A 15,727-nucleotide genomic window follows, 5' to 3' on the forward strand; every position below is an offset into this window, starting at 1 on the left:
ACATCCTCATCGAGCCAGGGCGCCCCATGCAGAACGGCTACATCGAGAGCTTCAACGGCAAATTCCGCGACGAGTGCCTCAACGAGCACTGGTTCCAGAACCTCAGGCAAGCCAGGACCGAGATCGCGGCATGGCGCCGAGACTACAACGAGGTCCGGCCACACGGCAGCATCGGGCGGATACCGCCGGCCAAGTATGCCGAGGCGCTACGTCAACAAGGCAGTGACGCGGCGAGGCACTCCACCCCCACCCAGATCCATTAACCTTCAACCCCAGGACCCCTGCCGAATCACTGGTACGGCTGAAGGGGGCAGGTCACGGGAGCGCTTAGGCTGACGTCCGTCTTCCCCTGAAGATCCAACCGATGACCGCGCCGATCGCGTAGATGACTAGCAGCGGTACGACGAACCGGACTGCGAGGTTGAAGAGGTCGCCCAGCGTGTCGTAGATCGCGTTTCTACTGCGTTCCACAGCAGCGTCGAACGAGTCTTGACGAGGCGCATGGATGGTGAAGAACCCATAGGTCTTCATGCTCACCACCGAATGGCATGGCCCGTCGGACGTTAGCTCTGTGCCCCGGAATGCAGACCGCGAGCCGGACTTCGAGTAGGCAGACTCAGGTGCATCAACGTACTCCCTGCACTCAGGTGTATGCACGGCCACCCAAAGTTCGCCTCTGACCTTGTGCTTGTAGCGGATCAAGTTGATCTCCTCCGGCACGAGCACCAGGAGCCAGACCACGCTGATGACCAGCATGAAGCGCTGGAACGCGGTGGTTCGTTGGATCAGTTCCCTCAGTTTCGACACAGTCAGTTCTCTCCTATGGTTTGACAGTTGTGGTGGTGGATGAGGTGGACGCCGGCGGTCCACGGGTAGCTCCTTTCAGATGATTCTGCTGCATATGTACGGAATTCAGGACGGGGGTGGGGCGGAAGCTTGCTCAACTTATTGGGCAGGGCTTTGGAACCAGATCAGGCGTTCGGGCAGGCTCTCCGCAGCCTCCGGACCAAATGCGGATGGACACAGACCGACCTGGCTCTTAGGGCCGAGGTGGATCGCAACTACGTGTCCCTGATTGAGCTGGGGCGGAACAGTCCTAGTGTGCGGATGGTGTTCCGGCTCTGTGATGCCCTGGACGTGACGGCCTCGGATCTGCTCAAGGATGTTGAGCGGCGGATGAAGCTTCAGGCGAAAGGGTGACCCTGCACGCCGCCGAGGTGATGCGGGGCATTTTTGAGGCTCTGATTGCTCGTTGCGATGTACCGCATGACCTGCTGGACGGTTTCAGGGGTGCGGCTTTCCAGGTAGCAGCCCAGGGCTGAACTGGCGCGGCTGACCCGCGGGTAAACACCCGTCTTGGTCTTGTCGGGTTTCGCGCTCGAATCTCGTACTACGAGGTGGAGGTGGACCGATGAGAACGATGCTTTGCGGCGCAGTGATCGCCATGGCTCTATTCGCAGGTGGCGATGCGGCAGCTACAACGACCTATTCGCTGACCATCCTTGAGAACCACGGGAACATCGAAGGGCAACGATCCTCTGCCCTCGGGATCAGCCGTAAGGGTGTTGCAGTCGGTCAGTCCATTGCGAGCGACGAGGACCAAATAGTAGCCGTCAGGTGGTCCGCGAGCGGTGTTGCTGAGGCGCTTCCCAGAATTGGCACCGGGAACAATGCAGCGATTGCCGCCAATGATCGGGGTCAGGTCCTTGGTGTAGTCGATCCAACGCCTGGAGCGAATGGCGTCCCGGTCCTGTGGGAGAGCGACGGCTCATGGGCCTACCTGACACCACTAGTTGAGGGCGGGCTGTCTACCGCGAGCGGCATCAACAAGAAGGGACAGATCGTCGGCTCTAGCCAGCGCGAACCCCGGGGGCCCTATCTGGCGGTGAACTGGCGGAAAGGAGCCCCGCCGAACCCTTACCCGAATGTCCCCGGCGCATACGGATCTGCCGCGACAGCTGTGGCACTCAACGGCTGGGTTGGCGGGTACACCATGTTCAGCCTGAGCGAGCAGCGCGCCACGGTCTGGAAGGATCGCGTCCCGACCGACCTTGGCACCCTGGGCGGAACCTCATCGGCAGTCACCGCCATCAACGACGTGGGGTACGCAGTGGGCTGGTCTCGGGGCTTCGGCAACAACAACACTCGCCCGTTCATCTTGAAGGGCGGCAACTCCCTTGTCGAACTGCCGACGCTCGACGGCACGGATGCCTGGGCATACGGCATCAACAACAAGGGTGTCGCGGTGGGCTACGGCATGTCCGCTGGCACTACCCGAGCAGTGATGTGGAAGGACGGCGGGGCGATTGACCTGAATGACAAGCTCAGCGTCGCAGACAAGAGCGCGGGCTGGGTGCTTCGGTATGCGATTGGAATTGATGACCGCGGGCGCGTGCTCGGGGTTGCGTTCAACTCGACTACCCAGCACAGCCAGCCGTTCCAGCTCTCGCCGTGACATGCAGTGGCGTCGGCGGTACCCCAAGGAACTTCCTGTGCTGGCTGTCTGGCATTACTTTCTCCTGGTGACCAAGCGTTGAAACGTGGTCGTGGGCGAATCGTGAAAGCTTGAGAGTCAGGCGACGCGTGCCAGTTTTGCTGCAACTCGTTTGATATCAGACCGAGTGCTCGTGCCCTACTTCGTGCGTCAATATGGTAAACACCTTTCCTGCCGAATATCGTATCCGTATCACGAGGAACGCGTATTGAATGTTTGGCTGCGCATTTATCGGGAACGACTTCGACAACAGTACTACGAGAGGAAAACATGAACGCAAAGCATCGAGAACCACTCACCCTTGATCAATACCAAGACATGGGAGAGATGTTCTCGACCGAATCTGACAGAGGAGCCGCCGTTCTTGCAGGGAGCTTCTTGGAAGCGTATGTGGGTGACTACTTGATGAGCCTCATCGCACAAGAGAAGAAGAGTAAACAGTTTGTTGATCAGCTAACGGGTGCAAACGGAGCCTTAGCCACCTTTAGCCAAAGGTCTGCGGTCGCATACGCCTTTGGACTCATTGACAAACAAACCTTTAGCGATCTTTCACTGATTCGGAAAGTTCGCAACCATTTCGCCCACCACCCGACCGAAGCCACGTTCGATGATGACGATGCCGGCCCAGCTATCAACAAGCTGTCAGCTGCGCAGATGATCAAAACGGAGGCTATTGGGACAGAAGCAGAGAAAAATAGGTTCTGCTATCTCACCGCCTGCGGAATGACCGTCATCAACATCGAGCAGCATCGATTCCAGTTCAAGGTGTTCCAGCAACTTACAAGCAAAGGTAATGCGGCAACACAGCATCCAACAAACGATAATGCTTAGGGCGCCACGAAGGGGCGTGGAAGTTATATCTTGGACGCTCAGTTCCTGAGGTCAGGAGCGGATCATTTGCTATCAATCACGCCCGCGCGCACCATCTTTCAGCAGAAAATTGGTGCCGTTTATGCCGTCGCCGCCGCCGGCGCGAAGGCAGCGCTCATCCAACAGCTAACTGCAGCACAGTACGCATCTATCATTTGCTGCGTGAAAGCCCAAAGCTCAACGAAGGTTTCATTTGATGGAGGTTCAATCACACCACCATGACCAATTTCGTTTCTTCTCCCCACCAAGTCGTGCAGCTTTCCAAGCCTCAACGACTGAAACAATGGCGTGTCGTAAAGTCCGATTGCTTTGGCGTTAATCTCCACAACGTCAGGATTGACGTTTGACATAGTCATAACCATACTTTCGGTAGAGACAGTTGGATCGAGCGCCTTAGTTGACCAAGCATCGAGCTCTGCCAAAAAATCGCATAGTGACGCGAATTGACCTCTTTTCGGCCTCTCTGAGTCGGACACTTGAGTCTTTAGTTTGTCTGCCATACTTTTATAGAATGGCGTATGCAATAGCCAGACGGCTCTAGTGGAGCACGGTAACGCCATTGGATGTGGGGTGTTGTCGCGAACGAGACGTAGGGCGACCTCATGGCAGAGGCTAAAGCACCGTTCCCAAGCCGAGTAAAGCATCGGTGTGGCTATTAGTCTAAATGTAGGGTCGTAGGGCTCGCCTTCAGCCGGCGTGTGAAAGTCACCCATTCTTTTCAAGAGACTCAAGCATTCCACACGATTTGCTTCAATCTCTTTCTGCGCATCGGCAAGACTTAGCATGGGATTCTCACTTAAACCATGCTTTGCCCAGTTCGATTCGCCCCTGTAATTTTTTCCGCGTGTTCGAGCCAGCCCCAATAAGCGGCTTAAGCTCCGGACCTCCCACCAGTGCCTTGAGCCGGATGGCAAAAAATTCCGGGGTCAGTGATTCGATATTCTGGTACACACCCGTGGCGACGACATCAAAGAGATTTGTACTAAATCCGTGGCTCAATAGTCGAAATGCTCGACCGTCGGGAACTGCCTGATTTATCAATTCAAAGGATTTAATGACCCTTGCTTTGATATCCTCCGTCAGCTTAAATTTTCCCTCAGCGGCAAACTCCATAAAGTCATCAAGGTATTCCCGCACCTGATGCTTCAGCTTCTGCTCACTGTAGATAAGCGCTAGAAGTCTAAGGAGCATTTCCTCTACCCCCATCCTGCGGATCGACTCATCGCTTAATCCCAGACACGCTACGATAACAGGTGATTCTGCCAACTGGCGAAGTGCGTCAGGAAATTCATGACCAAGAAGGCGCGCTGTACAGTTTCTTATCTCTTGATCACCCAGGGGCGATCCAAACTTATTAAGGCGGCGAAATACCTCGTATCTAGCGTTCTTGGTGGACTCCTTCTCAAGGAGGATAACAGGAACTCGGGCGTATCGGATTGTTCTAGCCAACGTGTCAGGTAGCGTAGCTGCAGCGAACCCTTCTAGCGAGTTAACAATTCTTCCCGCAACGAGTTTGATAGGCCTCGAAATGTCGTTTTGGTCGAGTTCATTCACCTCGTCATCACCGACGTCTTTGAACCCGGGGAAATCTGCAGCGAAAAACTTCAAAACCGTACTAATGCGTTGTAACCCATCAATGACCTCCGAGCGGCCATCGTCGTTTTTCGCCAAGAACAACGGTGGTGACGGAATCGAGAGGAGAATCGATTCGATATATTGAGTTTGTTGGTCTAGATCCCACCGAAAAAGGCGTTGATAATCTGGGTTTATAACCAGATCACCGTCTTTGTACTGACCTAACAGTTCTCGCCAGGTCACAGTATAGTTGTCGGTGACGAGTTCATGTCTATACTTGTTTACGTCATCTAGAACGCTCATCATTCCTCCAATTGCTGGCAACTTCCTGCAGTACTACAGCCGTCTTTCAAAGTAGGCTGATATACGAACAAGGGCGGCTCCGTACTGCTTCTTCGTCTCAGACGCGTCGAGCCAAGCAAATGGAAACGGCTCTACATTCGTTGCAATGAAACGAAGGCAAACGATCTCATCGAATTTACCCGAGATCCGGCTGAGCAGGCGGCCTTCGGCAGCCGCCGCTTCTTGGTTTGGGTGTTTGTGTTTCTTCCCGTCGGTTGGCCACGCGCGCTCGCCCTCGAAACTGGTGTAGCTTTGCGCATAGTTGACGGCGACGATGCCCACACAGATTGGCTCGCTACCGTGTTTGCGAAACTCCTGTGCCTGGTTTTCCATATCGGAACCAACCCGGTCAAGTTGCTTAATCATGGCCTTAGCCAAGATCTTTACTTCTGCACCCAAGTGAATGTTTGCCACCTCACCTATGCTGACTATGTAGGCAGAGATCTTTGAGGGAGTTTCGCCCGGGACGATAGTGCCGAATGTCCCATCTCCTCGCCGATGCTTAAGCCCGACTGTCTTGTTAGCTGTGTTTAATACTAGATCACCAGTGTCGACTGCCACGTTGAGCTTCGGGGAGCGGCCGAGCGCCCGGAGATCATCAACGATGAATGACGCTACGTAATCGCCTTGAGTCGAATTGCGATGGAGATAGGGCTGCCCGACAAACAGCGACTCGAACGCCTTGAGGAGCTTGTAGTCCACGGTGCCTTACACAGCGTCGCGGAGGATCGTGCCTTTGATGGCGCCCATGATGGGACGCTGAGCAACGGCAGCCTGAAGAGCGTCGAGGCCCAGTCCCAAGTATGTCGGATCAATCTCGTTCGATACTGAATGACGCCCTGTTCTGTACGCCGCAATCGCCGTGGAGCAGGTACCTGCAAAAGGATCGAGCACGATGTCGCCAGCGAAGGAGAACATACGGATCAAGCGCTCAGCAAGCACCACTGGGTAGGGGGCGGGGTGTCCATTGCGTGTTGAAGCCCCGCGAACGTCAGTCCAAATCGGCTGGAACCAAGTCTGCATTTCGTCCTTGGTCAACATCGACAGCGCCTTCTGTAGCGCGGAAGGACGCCGATACTCTCCGCCCTTGCGGAGGAACAGGATGAACTCAACGTCGTTCTTAACGATGCCGCCAGGCTGATACGGCTTTCCATAGAAGCCCGCACCATTCCCCGCGGCCTCAGTCACACCGTTCGCGATCTTGTTCCAGTAGATAGGCGATAGGACATCAAGGCCTAGCTTGCGCGCCCGTACCTGTATGTCAGCGTGCAGTGGCACCACATGGTGGCGTCCAGCCTTCCTTCGCGGGAGGCAGACATCACCCACAACGCAGCAGACTCTGCCGCCAGGGGCTAGGACACGGGCACACTCAGCCCACGCCTTGTCTAGCTCCGCCAGGAAGTGCTCGTAGTCAGCAATGTGCCCCATCTGGTCGGGATGGTCCCTGTAGTCTTTCAGTGTCCAATAAGGAGGGGACGTGACAACCAAGTGCACACTCTCATCGGGCACCCACGACAGGTCTCGTGCATCGCCCAGATGAACTTTATGAGTGGTCTCGTCGAATGGAGACGGCCAAGGGACCGTACGCAGCACTGCGTTGATCTCGCGCAATCGCTGCAGATCTGCCGAGGTGTTGTCGGAAGCCGGCAGATCGTTCAAAAAATAGTAGCTATCCAGCCGCTCAGGTCTCAAGACCGCCTCCTTGTATTTGATCGCTGGGAGCCTATCACGCAGCAATCGCCGCCGACGTAGGGCTGACGCGCACTTCTCGACAGCACGCGACCATCCAAAAGCAAAAGGCACCTGACGCTTTCGCATCAAGTGCCTCGCCCCCGTGAGGGGTGTGTTGGTGGGCCCTGTAGGATTCGAACCTACGACCAACGGATTAAGAGTCCGCTGCTCTACCAACTGAGCTAAGAGCCCGGAAATCATTCGCCGCAGCTGCGCTGCGACAAGCCTTGCATTCTAGCCCAGGCTTTCGCCTCTTGGCTACACCCGCAGGGCGTGGTGTGGTGGTGGGTTGTGCAGGATTCGAACCTGCGACCAACGGATTAAAAGTCCGCTGCTCTACCGACTGAGCTAACAACCCCCCGCTCTCACGAAAGGGTCGATGGTTGAGCTCTCACCCCTCGGCAGAGCCCGCAATCATATCATTGCCTTTTCGGCTTCGGCAAGGGCTGCAGGCCCAAACCGAGCGCGATGGCCTCGGACGCCGCCGCGAAGCCGAACGGGGCCGTCACCGTGACGGCCGAGCCGTAGCCGTGGCAGTTGAGCGTGCCGTCGGGCGCCGCATCGCACGAGGCCGCGTCCTGCGGTTTGGCCACGCTTTCGCGTGAGTAGACGCAGCGCACGCCGATGGCGCCCTGCCCGGCCGGCGTGGCGCCATGCTCGCGGCGCAGCCGGTTGCGCAGCGACGCGAGCAGCGGGTCGTGCGTGGTCTCGGCCAGGTCGGCGATGGCGATGCGGTCGGGGTGGCGCTTGCCGCCGGCCGCGCCGCAGCACACGTGCGCCACCCGCTCGCGGATCGCCCAGGCCGCCATGGCCGTCTTGGCACGCACCTGGTCGCAGGCGTCGATGAGCACGTCCACCGGCCCGGGCAGCAGCGCGGGCCAGTTGCCCGCCTCCACGAACTCCTCCACCACCTGCACGGCACAGCCGGGGTGGATGTCGGCCACGCGCTGCGCCAGCGCCTGCGCCTTGGCCATGCCGAGCGTGGCACCCAGCGCCTGCACCTGGCGGTTCACGTTGGACTCCGCCACGTGGTCCATGTCGATCAGCGTCAACTCGGCCACGCCGCAGCGGGCCAGCGCTTCCACCGCCCAGGAACCCACGCCGCCCAGGCCCACCACGGCCACGCGCAGCGCGCGCAGCCGGGTGTAGGCCTCGTCGCCGTACAGCCGCCGCAGGCCGCCGAAGCGGCGCTCGAGGTCGGCGTCGTCGATGGCGGCGGGGGCGGACACGGGAGCGCCGGGCGGCGTGTGCGTCACTTCAGCGTGGCGAGCCGGTCACGCCCCGCCTGGGCCGCCTCCGAGCGCGGGTAGGTCTTCACCAGCTCGGCGATGGTGGCGCGGGCCCCCTTGGTGTCCTTCAGCTCGGCCTGGCAGTTCGCCAGCGCCAGCATGGCCTCGGGCGCACGCGGGTGGTTGGGCGAGGCCGCCACGAAGGCGCGGAAGGTGGCCACGGCCTCCTTGTACTGGCGCACGCCGTACTGGGCGTTGCCCAGCCAGTAACGCGCCGATTCCGCGTAGCCGCTCTGCGGGTAGCGCTTGAGCAGGGCGTTGAGCTGGGCCACGGCGCGGTCGAACTCGCCGGCCCGCAGCGTGGCCATGGCGTCGTCCCACATGCGCTTTTCCTCGGGCTCGGCGGTGAAGTCCTTGCCGTCCACCGACACGGGTTGCGGCTCGAAACGCCGCATGCGCTCGTCCACCCCCTGGGCGATGTCCTTCTGCCGCCGCTGCACCTCGGACAGGTCGCGCAGCATCTGCTCGTCCTGGCCGCGCAGGCGGGCCACCTCCGCGCGCAGCTGCTCGTTCTGGTTGTTCAGCTCGAGCAGGCTGCGCTGCAGGGCCTGCATCTGGTCCTGCAGCTGGCGGATCTGCGTGGTGCTCTCGGTGCGCTGCTGCTCGAGCTTGGTGCGCAGGTCGAGGATGGCCTTGCGCGCCTCGTCGTCTTCCAGGATGCCGGCGTGCGCGGCACCGGCGCAGGCCAGCAGCGCGCCGACGGCCACCGCCTGCCAGCGCGGCAGGCGGGTGCGGCTCATCGCCCGAAGGGGGTGCGTGGCCATGGGCTCAGCGGTCCTTCAGCTCGGCACGGCGGTTCTTGGCCCAGGCGGATTCGTCCGCGCCCTGCGCGGCGGGGCGCTCCTCGCCGAAGCTCACGGCCTCGAGCTGGGCTTCACCGGCGCCCACCAGCACCATGGCGCGCACCACGGCCTCGGCGCGCTTCTGGCCGAGCGCCAGGTTGTACTCGCGGCTGCCGCGTTCGTCGGTGTGGCCCTCCACCAGCATGCGCTTGGCCTTGTTGGCGGACAGGAAGCGGGCGTAGCCCTCCACCACCGGGCGGAACTCGTCCTTGACCACGAAGCTGTCGTAGTCGAAGTAGACGGTGCGGCCCAGGCCCGCGGGCGGCTGGGCGTTCTTGCCCAGGTCCACCGAGGCCACGCTGCTCTCCGCCGCGGGCTGGCCGGTGCCGGTGCCCACCGCCGCGCCGGTGTCGGGCGAGCGGGTCTCCACCGGGGCGGGCTGGTCCAGCTTGGTCGAGCTGCAGCCGGCCATCACGGCCAGCATCAGCGCCGACAGGGCGGCGGTCCCAACGTGTTTCCTCAGCGTCATGGTGATCTCTCCTTCTTCGAGGTGGTGGAATGCGCGAGTGCTCAGCGGCCCCAGGGGCCCCAGGCCGGCTCGCGGATATCGAGGCCGCTGGTCAGCAGCCGGGATTTGATGCGCCCGTCGAGGGTGCTGGTCATCAGCGTCTCGCGGCCGCCCGAGCGGGTGGCGTAGACGATGAGCCGGCCGTTGGGCGCGAAGCTCGGGCTCTCGTCGTCGGCGGTGTCGCTGATCACCTGCACGGCGCCACTGGCGAGGTCCATGGTGGTCACCTTGAACGCACCACCCTGGCGCTGCACGTACACGAGCGTGCGGCCATCGGGACTGAGCGCGGGGCTCACGTTGTAGCTGCCCTGGAAGGTGACGCGCTCCGCGCTGCCCCCGCCCACCGGCTGGCGGTAGATCTGCGGGCTGCCGCCGCGGTCGCTGACGAAGTACAGCGTGCGGCCGTCCGGGCTGAAGGCCGGCTCGGTGTCGATCGCCTGGCTCTGCGTGATGCGCCGCGGGTTGCTGCCGTCCTTGCCGATCATGAACAGCTGGGAGCCGCCGTCGCGCGAGAGCGTCACCGCGAGCTGCCCGCCGTCGGGTGACCAGGCGGGCGCGCTGTTGCTGCCCTTGAAGTTGGCCACGCGGCGGCGCGCGCCGGTCTGCAGGTTCTGCACCCACACCACCGGCTTGCGGTCCTCGTAGAAGGAGACGTAGGCCAGCTCCTTGCCGTCGGGCGACCACGCCGGCGAGATGATGGGCTCGGGGCTGGCCAGCGGCTCCTGCCCGCCCTCGCCATCGGCGTCGGCCACACGCAGCGTGTAGCGGCCACCGCCCTTGGTCACGTAGGCGATGCGGGTGGCGAACACGCCCTTCTCGCCGGTGAGCTTCTCGTACACGTAGTCGGCCAGGCGGTGGGCCGCCAGGCGCAGGTCCGCCGCCGGGACGGCCAGGCTCTGGCCGCCCAGGTCGGTGCCCTTGACGGCATCCCACAGCTTGAAGCGCACGTCGTAGCGGCCATCGGCCAGGCGGGTCACCGAGCCCGCCACCAGCGCGTTGGTGTTACGGCTGCGCAGCTCGGGGAACGAGGGCACCCCCGTCTCGTCGAGCCGCAGCGGCGCATCGACCATGCGGAAGGCGCCGCTGCGCTCCAGGTCGGCGCGCACGATGGCCGAGACGCGGTTCGCACCGCCCTGCTCCTCGTCACGCAGCGGCAGCACCGTCACCGGCACCTGGCTCGCGCCCACGCCGGAGATGTCGACGCGGAACTCCGCCCGCAACGGCCAGGCGGCCGTTGCACCCAGGGTGCCGAGCGCACCCATCCAATGTCGTCGGGACCACATAAGCGCAGATCGAGTCATGTCAGCAGACGAAGGTTCCACGGAGGACGCGGACAGGGGAAGCCAAGCCGCGGGATTCTAGGCGGCCCTACCATGGGCGGCTGTCCACACGCCCCCGACCGAGGAGACGAGCCGCATGAGCGCCCCCGCCACCCCCTCCCCCGCCCCGGCGATCAGCCGGTTCCCGGTGCCCGCCCTGCCGGATCTGCCCGACGACCTGCGCGAGCGCATCCTCGCCGTGCAGGAGAAGGCCGGCTTCGTCCCGAACGTGTTCCTGGCGCTGGCGCACCGGCCGGACGAGCTGCGCGCGTTCCTGGCCTACCACGACGCGCTGCTGCTCAAGGAGGGCGGGCTGACGAAGGGGGAGCGCGAGATGGTCATCGTGGCCACCTCGGGCGTGAACCGCTGCCTGTACTGCGTGGTGGCCCATGGCGCGATCCTGCGCGTCTACGAGAAGAAGCCGCTGCTGGCCGACCAGCTCGCCACCAACCACCGCAAGGCGGACATCTCCCCGCGCCAACGCGCGATGCTGGATTTCGCGATGAAGGTGTGCCGGCATGCGGATGAGATCGAGGAGAGCGATTACGAGGCCTTGCGTGCCCACGGTTTCACGGACGAGGACGCCTGGGACATCGGCGCGATCACGGCCTTCTTCGGCCTGTCCAACCGCATGGCCAACCTGATGGCCTTGCGGCCCAACGACGAGTTCTACCTGATGGGCCGCGTGCCTAGGCAAAAGTGATGCCCACCCCGGCTGTCCCGACCCTCTCGCCGCTGGTGGCGGGCGCCTGGCGCCTGGCCGACTGGGACTGGCGCCCGGCGCAGCGCCTGGCCTGGATCGAAGGGCTGGTCGAGCGTGGCCTGACCACCTTCGACCATGCGGACATCTACGGCGGCTACCGGGTGGAGTCGCTGTTCGGCGACGCACTGGCGCTCGCCCCCGGGCTGCGCGAGCGCCTGCAGATCGTCACCAAGTGCGGCATCGTGCTGCCGGGCGCCGGCCGGCCGGCGCACGTGGTGCCGCAGACGCACTGCTACGACACCTCGGCCGCGCACCTGACCGCCTCGGTGGAGCACAGCCTGCGCGCGCTGCGCACCGACCGCATCGACCTGCTGCTGATCCACCGGCCCGACGTCCTGATGGACGCCGACGAGGTGGCCAGCTGCTTCGAGAGCCTGCGCCGGGACGGCAAGGTGCTGCACTTCGGCGCCTCCAACTTCACGCCCGCCCAGTTCGAGCTGCTGCACAGCCGCATCGCCCTGGCCACGCACCAGGTGGAGTGCTCGCCGCTGCAGCGGGCCGCCCTGCACGACGGCAGCTTCGACCAGGCGCAGCGGCTGCGCCTGCGGCCCATGGTGTGGTCGCCCCTGGCGGGAGGCCGTCTCTTCCACGAGGACTCGCCGGCCGCCCACCGCGTGCGCTGGGTGATGGGCGAGATCGGCGCCCGGCTGGGTGGCGTGAGCGCCACCACCCTGGCCATCGCCTGGCTGCTGCGCCTGCCCTGCCGGCCCCATCCCGTCATCGGCTCGCGCCGGCTGGAGGCGGCCGACGAGGCGCGCGCCGCCCTCGACCTGCGGCTGTCCGCGGACGACTGGTACCGCATCTGGACGGCCGCCGCGGGCCACGAGGTGCCCTGAGGGCACGCCTGCCCCTGTCTGGCGCAGGGGCTTGAGCGCGGCCCGCTGCGGGCGTATGGTGACCGCCCGCCCCACCCCCACAGGAGATGACCATGAGCCTGGAGGCCTACCTGTTCTTCCCCGGCACCTGCGAGCAGGCCGTGCGCTTCTACGAGCGCGCGCTCGGCGCCGAGGTGGAATCGCTCATGCGCATGTCCGACAGCCCGGAGCCCGCGCCCCCCGACTGCGCCGACATGCCGGGCGATGCGATCATGCACGCCAGCCTGCGCATCGGCGACCGTCGGCTCATGGCGTCCGACGGGCCGCCTGGCGACGGCGCGGCGTTCAAGGGCTTCTCGCTGTCGGTCACTGCGCCGGACGACGCCGGCGCGCGCCGCATGTTCGACGCGCTCGCCGAGGGCGGCCAGGTGCAGATGCCGCTCGGCAAGACCTTCTGGTCGTCCTGCTTCGGCATGCTCACCGACCGCTTCGGCGTCGGCTGGATGGTCAGCGTCGACGAGGGCTGAGCGCCCCGCCGGCGCGGGGCCGCGCGCCTCACATCAGCACGATGTCGTACTGCTCCGGGCTGAACGACGGCTCGGCGGACAGCGAGATCGGCTTGCCGATGAAGGCGGACAGGTCGGCCAGGTGCGAGCTCTCCTCGTCGAGCAGCATCTCGACCACCGCGGCGCTGGCGACGACGCGAAACTCCTTCGGGTTGAACTGCCGCGCCTCGCGCAGGATCTCGCGCAGCACGTCGTAGCAGACGCTGCGCGCGGTCTTCACCTGGCCCCGGCCCTGGCAGGTGGGGCACGGCTCGCACAGCATGTGCGCCAGCGACTCACGGGTGCGCTTGCGCGTCATCTCCACCAGGCCCAGGCCGGTGAAGCCGCTCACGGTGGTCTTGGTGCGGTCGCGCGCCAGCTGCTTGCGGAACTCGGCCAGCACGGCCTGCTGGTGGTCCTCGCGGGCCATGTCGATGAAGTCGACGATGATGATGCCGCCCAGGTTGCGCAACCGCAGCTGCCGGGCGATGGCCTGCGCCGCCTCCAGGTTGGTCTTGAAGATCGTGTCGTCGAAATTGCGCGCGCCGACGTAGCCGCCGGTGTTCACGTCGATGGTGGTCAGCGCCTCGGTCTGGTCGACGATGAGGTAGCCGCCGCTCTTGAGCTCGACCCGGCGGGCCAGGGCGCGGGCGATCTCCTCTTCCACGCCGTACAGGTCGAAGATGGGGCGCTCGCCGCGGTAGTGCTCGAGCTTGGCCGCCGAGGTGGGCGTGTACACCGCACCGAAGGCCTTGAGCCGGTCGTACTGCAGGCGCGAGTCGATGCGGATGGACTGCGTGGACTCGGTGGCCATGTCGCGCAGCACACGCTCGGTGAGGCCCAGGTCCTGGTGCAGCAGCGTGCCGGCCGGCTGCGCCAGCGCGCGCTGGCGGATCTGCGCCCAGGTCTTGCGCAGGTAGTCGATGTCGTCGGCCAGCTCGGCGTCGCTGGCTTCCTCGGCGTTGGTGCGCAGGATGAAGCCGCCCCCGCCGCCGTCCTCCGGCCGGCCGACGAGCGCCTGCATGCGCTGGCGCAGCTGCTCGCGGGCCTCGACCGAGCCGATTTTCTGCGAGATGCCGATGTGGTTGTCCTGCGGCAGGAACACCAGCATGCGGCCGGCGATGCTCACCTGCGTGGACAGCCGCGCGCCCTTGGTGCCGATCGGGTCCTTCACCACCTGCACGGTGAGCGTCTGGCCTTCGAACACCTGCTTCTCGATGGGCAGCAGCGGGCCGTGGTCATGGCCCGGGTTGCGTGGGTGCTGGCCGGCGGTGTGCAGGTCGGCCACGTGCAGGAACGCGGCGCGCTCCAGGCCGATGTCGATGAAGGCGCTCTGCATGCCGGGCAGCACGCGGGCCACCTTGCCGAGGTAGATGTTGCCCACCAGCCCACGCTCCAGCGTGCGCTCGATGTGCAGCTCCTGGACGGCGCCGTTCTCGATGAGGGCCACCCGCGTCTCCTGCGGGGACCAGTTGATCAGGATGTCGTGCATGGGGCGGTGCAGCGCCCCTGCGCCATCGTGGGGTGGGCCGCGCGTCAGGCGCGCCAACCGGCGCGGCGCAGCAGCTGGGTGGTCTCGTAGAGGGGCAAACCCATGATACCGGAGTAACTTCCGGCGATGCGCTCGATCCAGCCCGCCAGCGCACTCTGGATGGCATAGGCGCCGGCCTTGCCAAAGGGCTCGCCGCTGGCCACATAGGCCGTGATGACGTCCTCCGGCAAAGGCGCGAATCGCACAGTGGACGCGCTCACGGCCACATGGGAGCGGCGTCCGTCCCACACCGCCACGGCCGTCATCACGCGGTGGCTGCGGCCGGACAGGCGGCGCAGCGTGTCGGCCGCCTCGGTGCTGTCGGCCGGCTTGCCGAGGATGCGGCGGCCGAGCGCCACGGTGGTGTCGGCGCAGAGGATGGGCGCGGCGGGCCAGGCACGTGCCGTGAGCCGTGCGCGGGCCGCCGCCAGCTTGGCGCGGGTGACACGCTCCACGTACTCGCGCGGCGGCTCACCGGCCTGCGTGGCCTCCAGCGCCTCGGCGTCCTCGTCGTCGCCGGGCAGCAGCAGCGCGTGGCGCACGCCGATCTGCGCCAGCAGCTGGCGCCGGCGCGGGCTCTGCGAGGCAAGCCAGATGCCGCCGGGCGGCAACACGGTGTCGTTCATTCGCGGTGGTAGGGGTGGCCGATGGCGAGCGACCAGGCGCGGTACAGGGCCTCGGCCAGCAGCACGCGCACGAAGGCGTGCGGCAGCGTCAGGTCGGACAGGCGCAGGCTGTCGTCGGCGCTGGCCTTCAGGGCCGGGTCCAGGCCGTCCGGGCCGCCGATGAGGAACACCACGTCCCTGCCCTCCCCGCGCCAGGCCGCGAGGCGCTCCGCCAGCTGGGTGGTCGTCAGGCGCGTGCCGCGCTCGTCCAGCAGCACGCGGCGCGCGCCCTTGGGGCAGGCGGCCTCCAGCCGCTGCGCCTCGGCGGCCATGAGCTGGGCGGCGGTCTTGCCACCACTGCGCGGCTCGGCCTTCACCGCCTTGAGCTCCAGCCGCATCTCGGGCGGGAAGCGCTTGGCGAAATCGTCGTAGGCCGCGTCGGCCCAGGCCGGCTGGCGCTGGCCGACGGCGGCGATCAGCAGGCGCACCGGGCGGGCC

Annotated in this window: 19 protein-coding genes and 2 tRNA genes; 7 read left to right on the plus strand and 14 right to left on the minus strand. The window is 64.4% G+C overall.

The window, feature by feature from the left end; all coding sequences use genetic code 11:
* Positions 1 to 263, plus strand: a 263-nt coding sequence (locus tag ACE3UN_RS16080; protein ID WP_374675991.1) for a transposase, incomplete at its 5' end; no start/stop codon positions are given.
* A gap of 64 nt (positions 264 to 327) precedes the next feature.
* Here ACE3UN_RS16080 and ACE3UN_RS16085 read toward each other — a convergent pair.
* Complete coding sequence (locus ACE3UN_RS16085; protein ID WP_374675992.1) at positions 328 to 807, minus strand: hypothetical protein; 480 nt, start codon at positions 805 to 807, stop codon at positions 328 to 330.
* Between the two features lie 153 nt (positions 808 to 960).
* On the opposite strand from ACE3UN_RS16085, the gene ACE3UN_RS16090 reads away from it, so the two are divergent.
* The 3 genes from ACE3UN_RS16090 to ACE3UN_RS16100 all read left to right on the plus strand — a co-directional run bounded on the left by ACE3UN_RS16090 (position 961) and on the right by ACE3UN_RS16100 (position 3,325).
* On the plus strand, positions 961 to 1,200 hold the full coding sequence (locus tag ACE3UN_RS16090; RefSeq protein WP_374675993.1) for a helix-turn-helix domain-containing protein: 240 nt from the start codon (positions 961 to 963) through the stop codon (positions 1,198 to 1,200).
* A gap of 211 nt (positions 1,201 to 1,411) precedes the next feature.
* Positions 1,412 to 2,455, plus strand: coding sequence for a hypothetical protein (locus ACE3UN_RS16095; RefSeq protein ID WP_374675994.1), 1,044 nt, complete (start codon positions 1,412 to 1,414; stop codon positions 2,453 to 2,455).
* 309 nt (positions 2,456 to 2,764) lie between these two features.
* Complete coding sequence (locus tag ACE3UN_RS16100; RefSeq protein ID WP_374675995.1) at positions 2,765 to 3,325, plus strand: MltR family transcriptional regulator; 561 nt, start codon at positions 2,765 to 2,767, stop codon at positions 3,323 to 3,325.
* A gap of 119 nt (positions 3,326 to 3,444) precedes the next feature.
* Here the strand turns inward: ACE3UN_RS16100 and ACE3UN_RS16105 are convergent, their stop codons facing one another.
* The 10 genes from ACE3UN_RS16105 to tolB all read right to left on the minus strand — a co-directional run bounded on the left by ACE3UN_RS16105 (position 3,445) and on the right by tolB (position 10,913).
* Positions 3,445 to 4,149 carry a hypothetical protein gene (locus ACE3UN_RS16105; RefSeq protein ID WP_374675996.1) on the minus strand — a complete coding sequence of 235 codons (705 nt, stop codon included), beginning with the start codon at positions 4,147 to 4,149 and terminating at the stop codon, positions 3,445 to 3,447.
* Between the two features lie 7 nt (positions 4,150 to 4,156).
* Positions 4,157 to 5,242, minus strand: coding sequence for a DUF262 domain-containing protein (locus tag ACE3UN_RS16110; RefSeq protein ID WP_374675997.1), 1,086 nt, complete (start codon positions 5,240 to 5,242; stop codon positions 4,157 to 4,159).
* 33 nt (positions 5,243 to 5,275) lie between these two features.
* Complete coding sequence (locus ACE3UN_RS16115; protein WP_374675998.1) at positions 5,276 to 5,983, minus strand: hypothetical protein; 708 nt, start codon at positions 5,981 to 5,983, stop codon at positions 5,276 to 5,278.
* A gap of 6 nt (positions 5,984 to 5,989) precedes the next feature.
* Complete coding sequence (locus ACE3UN_RS16120; protein WP_374675999.1) at positions 5,990 to 6,973, minus strand: site-specific DNA-methyltransferase; 984 nt, start codon at positions 6,971 to 6,973, stop codon at positions 5,990 to 5,992.
* Between the two features lie 155 nt (positions 6,974 to 7,128).
* Positions 7,129 to 7,204 (minus strand) — tRNA-Lys (locus ACE3UN_RS16125).
* A 90-nt stretch (positions 7,205 to 7,294) separates the two neighbouring features.
* Positions 7,295 to 7,370 (minus strand) — tRNA-Lys (locus ACE3UN_RS16130).
* A gap of 61 nt (positions 7,371 to 7,431) precedes the next feature.
* Positions 7,432 to 8,241 carry a ThiF family adenylyltransferase gene (locus tag ACE3UN_RS16135; protein ID WP_374676000.1) on the minus strand — a complete coding sequence of 270 codons (810 nt, stop codon included), beginning with the start codon at positions 8,239 to 8,241 and terminating at the stop codon, positions 7,432 to 7,434.
* 23 nt (positions 8,242 to 8,264) lie between these two features.
* Positions 8,265 to 9,065 carry a tol-pal system protein YbgF gene (ybgF, locus tag ACE3UN_RS16140; RefSeq protein WP_374676001.1) on the minus strand — a complete coding sequence of 267 codons (801 nt, stop codon included), beginning with the start codon at positions 9,063 to 9,065 and terminating at the stop codon, positions 8,265 to 8,267.
* Positions 9,066 to 9,069: 4 nt separating this feature from the next.
* A complete protein-coding gene (gene pal, locus ACE3UN_RS16145; RefSeq protein ID WP_374676002.1) occupies positions 9,070 to 9,612 on the minus strand; it encodes a peptidoglycan-associated lipoprotein Pal in 543 nt (180 codons plus the stop codon).
* A gap of 41 nt (positions 9,613 to 9,653) precedes the next feature.
* A complete protein-coding gene (gene tolB / locus ACE3UN_RS16150) occupies positions 9,654 to 10,913 on the minus strand; it encodes a Tol-Pal system beta propeller repeat protein TolB (protein ID WP_374676003.1) in 1,260 nt (419 codons plus the stop codon).
* 154 nt (positions 10,914 to 11,067) lie between these two features.
* On the opposite strand from tolB, the gene ACE3UN_RS16155 reads away from it, so the two are divergent.
* The 3 genes from ACE3UN_RS16155 (at position 11,068) to ACE3UN_RS16165 (ending at position 13,075) form a co-directional block, all read left to right on the plus strand.
* A complete protein-coding gene (locus ACE3UN_RS16155) occupies positions 11,068 to 11,673 on the plus strand; it encodes a peroxidase-related enzyme (protein ID WP_374676004.1) in 606 nt (201 codons plus the stop codon).
* Positions 11,673 to 12,569, plus strand: a complete 897-nt coding sequence (locus tag ACE3UN_RS16160) for an aldo/keto reductase family oxidoreductase (protein ID WP_374676005.1) — start codon at positions 11,673 to 11,675, stop codon at positions 12,567 to 12,569. The genes ACE3UN_RS16155 and ACE3UN_RS16160 overlap by 1 nt, the downstream gene beginning before the upstream one ends.
* Positions 12,570 to 12,661: 92 nt before the next feature.
* Positions 12,662 to 13,075 carry a VOC family protein gene (locus ACE3UN_RS16165; RefSeq protein WP_374676006.1) on the plus strand — a complete coding sequence of 138 codons (414 nt, stop codon included), beginning with the start codon at positions 12,662 to 12,664 and terminating at the stop codon, positions 13,073 to 13,075.
* 28 nt (positions 13,076 to 13,103) lie between these two features.
* Here ACE3UN_RS16165 and rng read toward each other — a convergent pair whose 3' ends face one another.
* Genes rng through rlmH form a run of 3 tightly spaced genes read right to left on the minus strand, consistent with a single transcriptional unit; the run spans position 13,104 to position 15,717 of the window.
* The gene (gene rng, locus ACE3UN_RS16170) at positions 13,104 to 14,585 is read right to left on the minus strand and encodes a ribonuclease G (protein WP_374676007.1); all 1,482 of its coding nucleotides are present in this window, start codon (positions 14,583 to 14,585) and stop codon (positions 13,104 to 13,106) included.
* Positions 14,586 to 14,629: 44 nt separating this feature from the next.
* Positions 14,630 to 15,250, minus strand: coding sequence for a nucleoside triphosphate pyrophosphatase (locus ACE3UN_RS16175; RefSeq protein WP_374676008.1), 621 nt, complete (start codon positions 15,248 to 15,250; stop codon positions 14,630 to 14,632).
* The gene (gene rlmH, locus ACE3UN_RS16180; RefSeq protein WP_374676009.1) at positions 15,247 to 15,717 is read right to left on the minus strand and encodes a 23S rRNA (pseudouridine(1915)-N(3))-methyltransferase RlmH; all 471 of its coding nucleotides are present in this window, start codon (positions 15,715 to 15,717) and stop codon (positions 15,247 to 15,249) included. Before rlmH ends, ACE3UN_RS16175 begins: the two co-directional genes overlap by 4 nt.
* Positions 15,718 to 15,727 lie beyond the last annotated feature (10 nt).

This window comes from Ideonella sp., from assembly GCF_041918995.1.
GTDB lineage: Bacteria > Pseudomonadota > Gammaproteobacteria > Burkholderiales > Burkholderiaceae_C > Ideonella.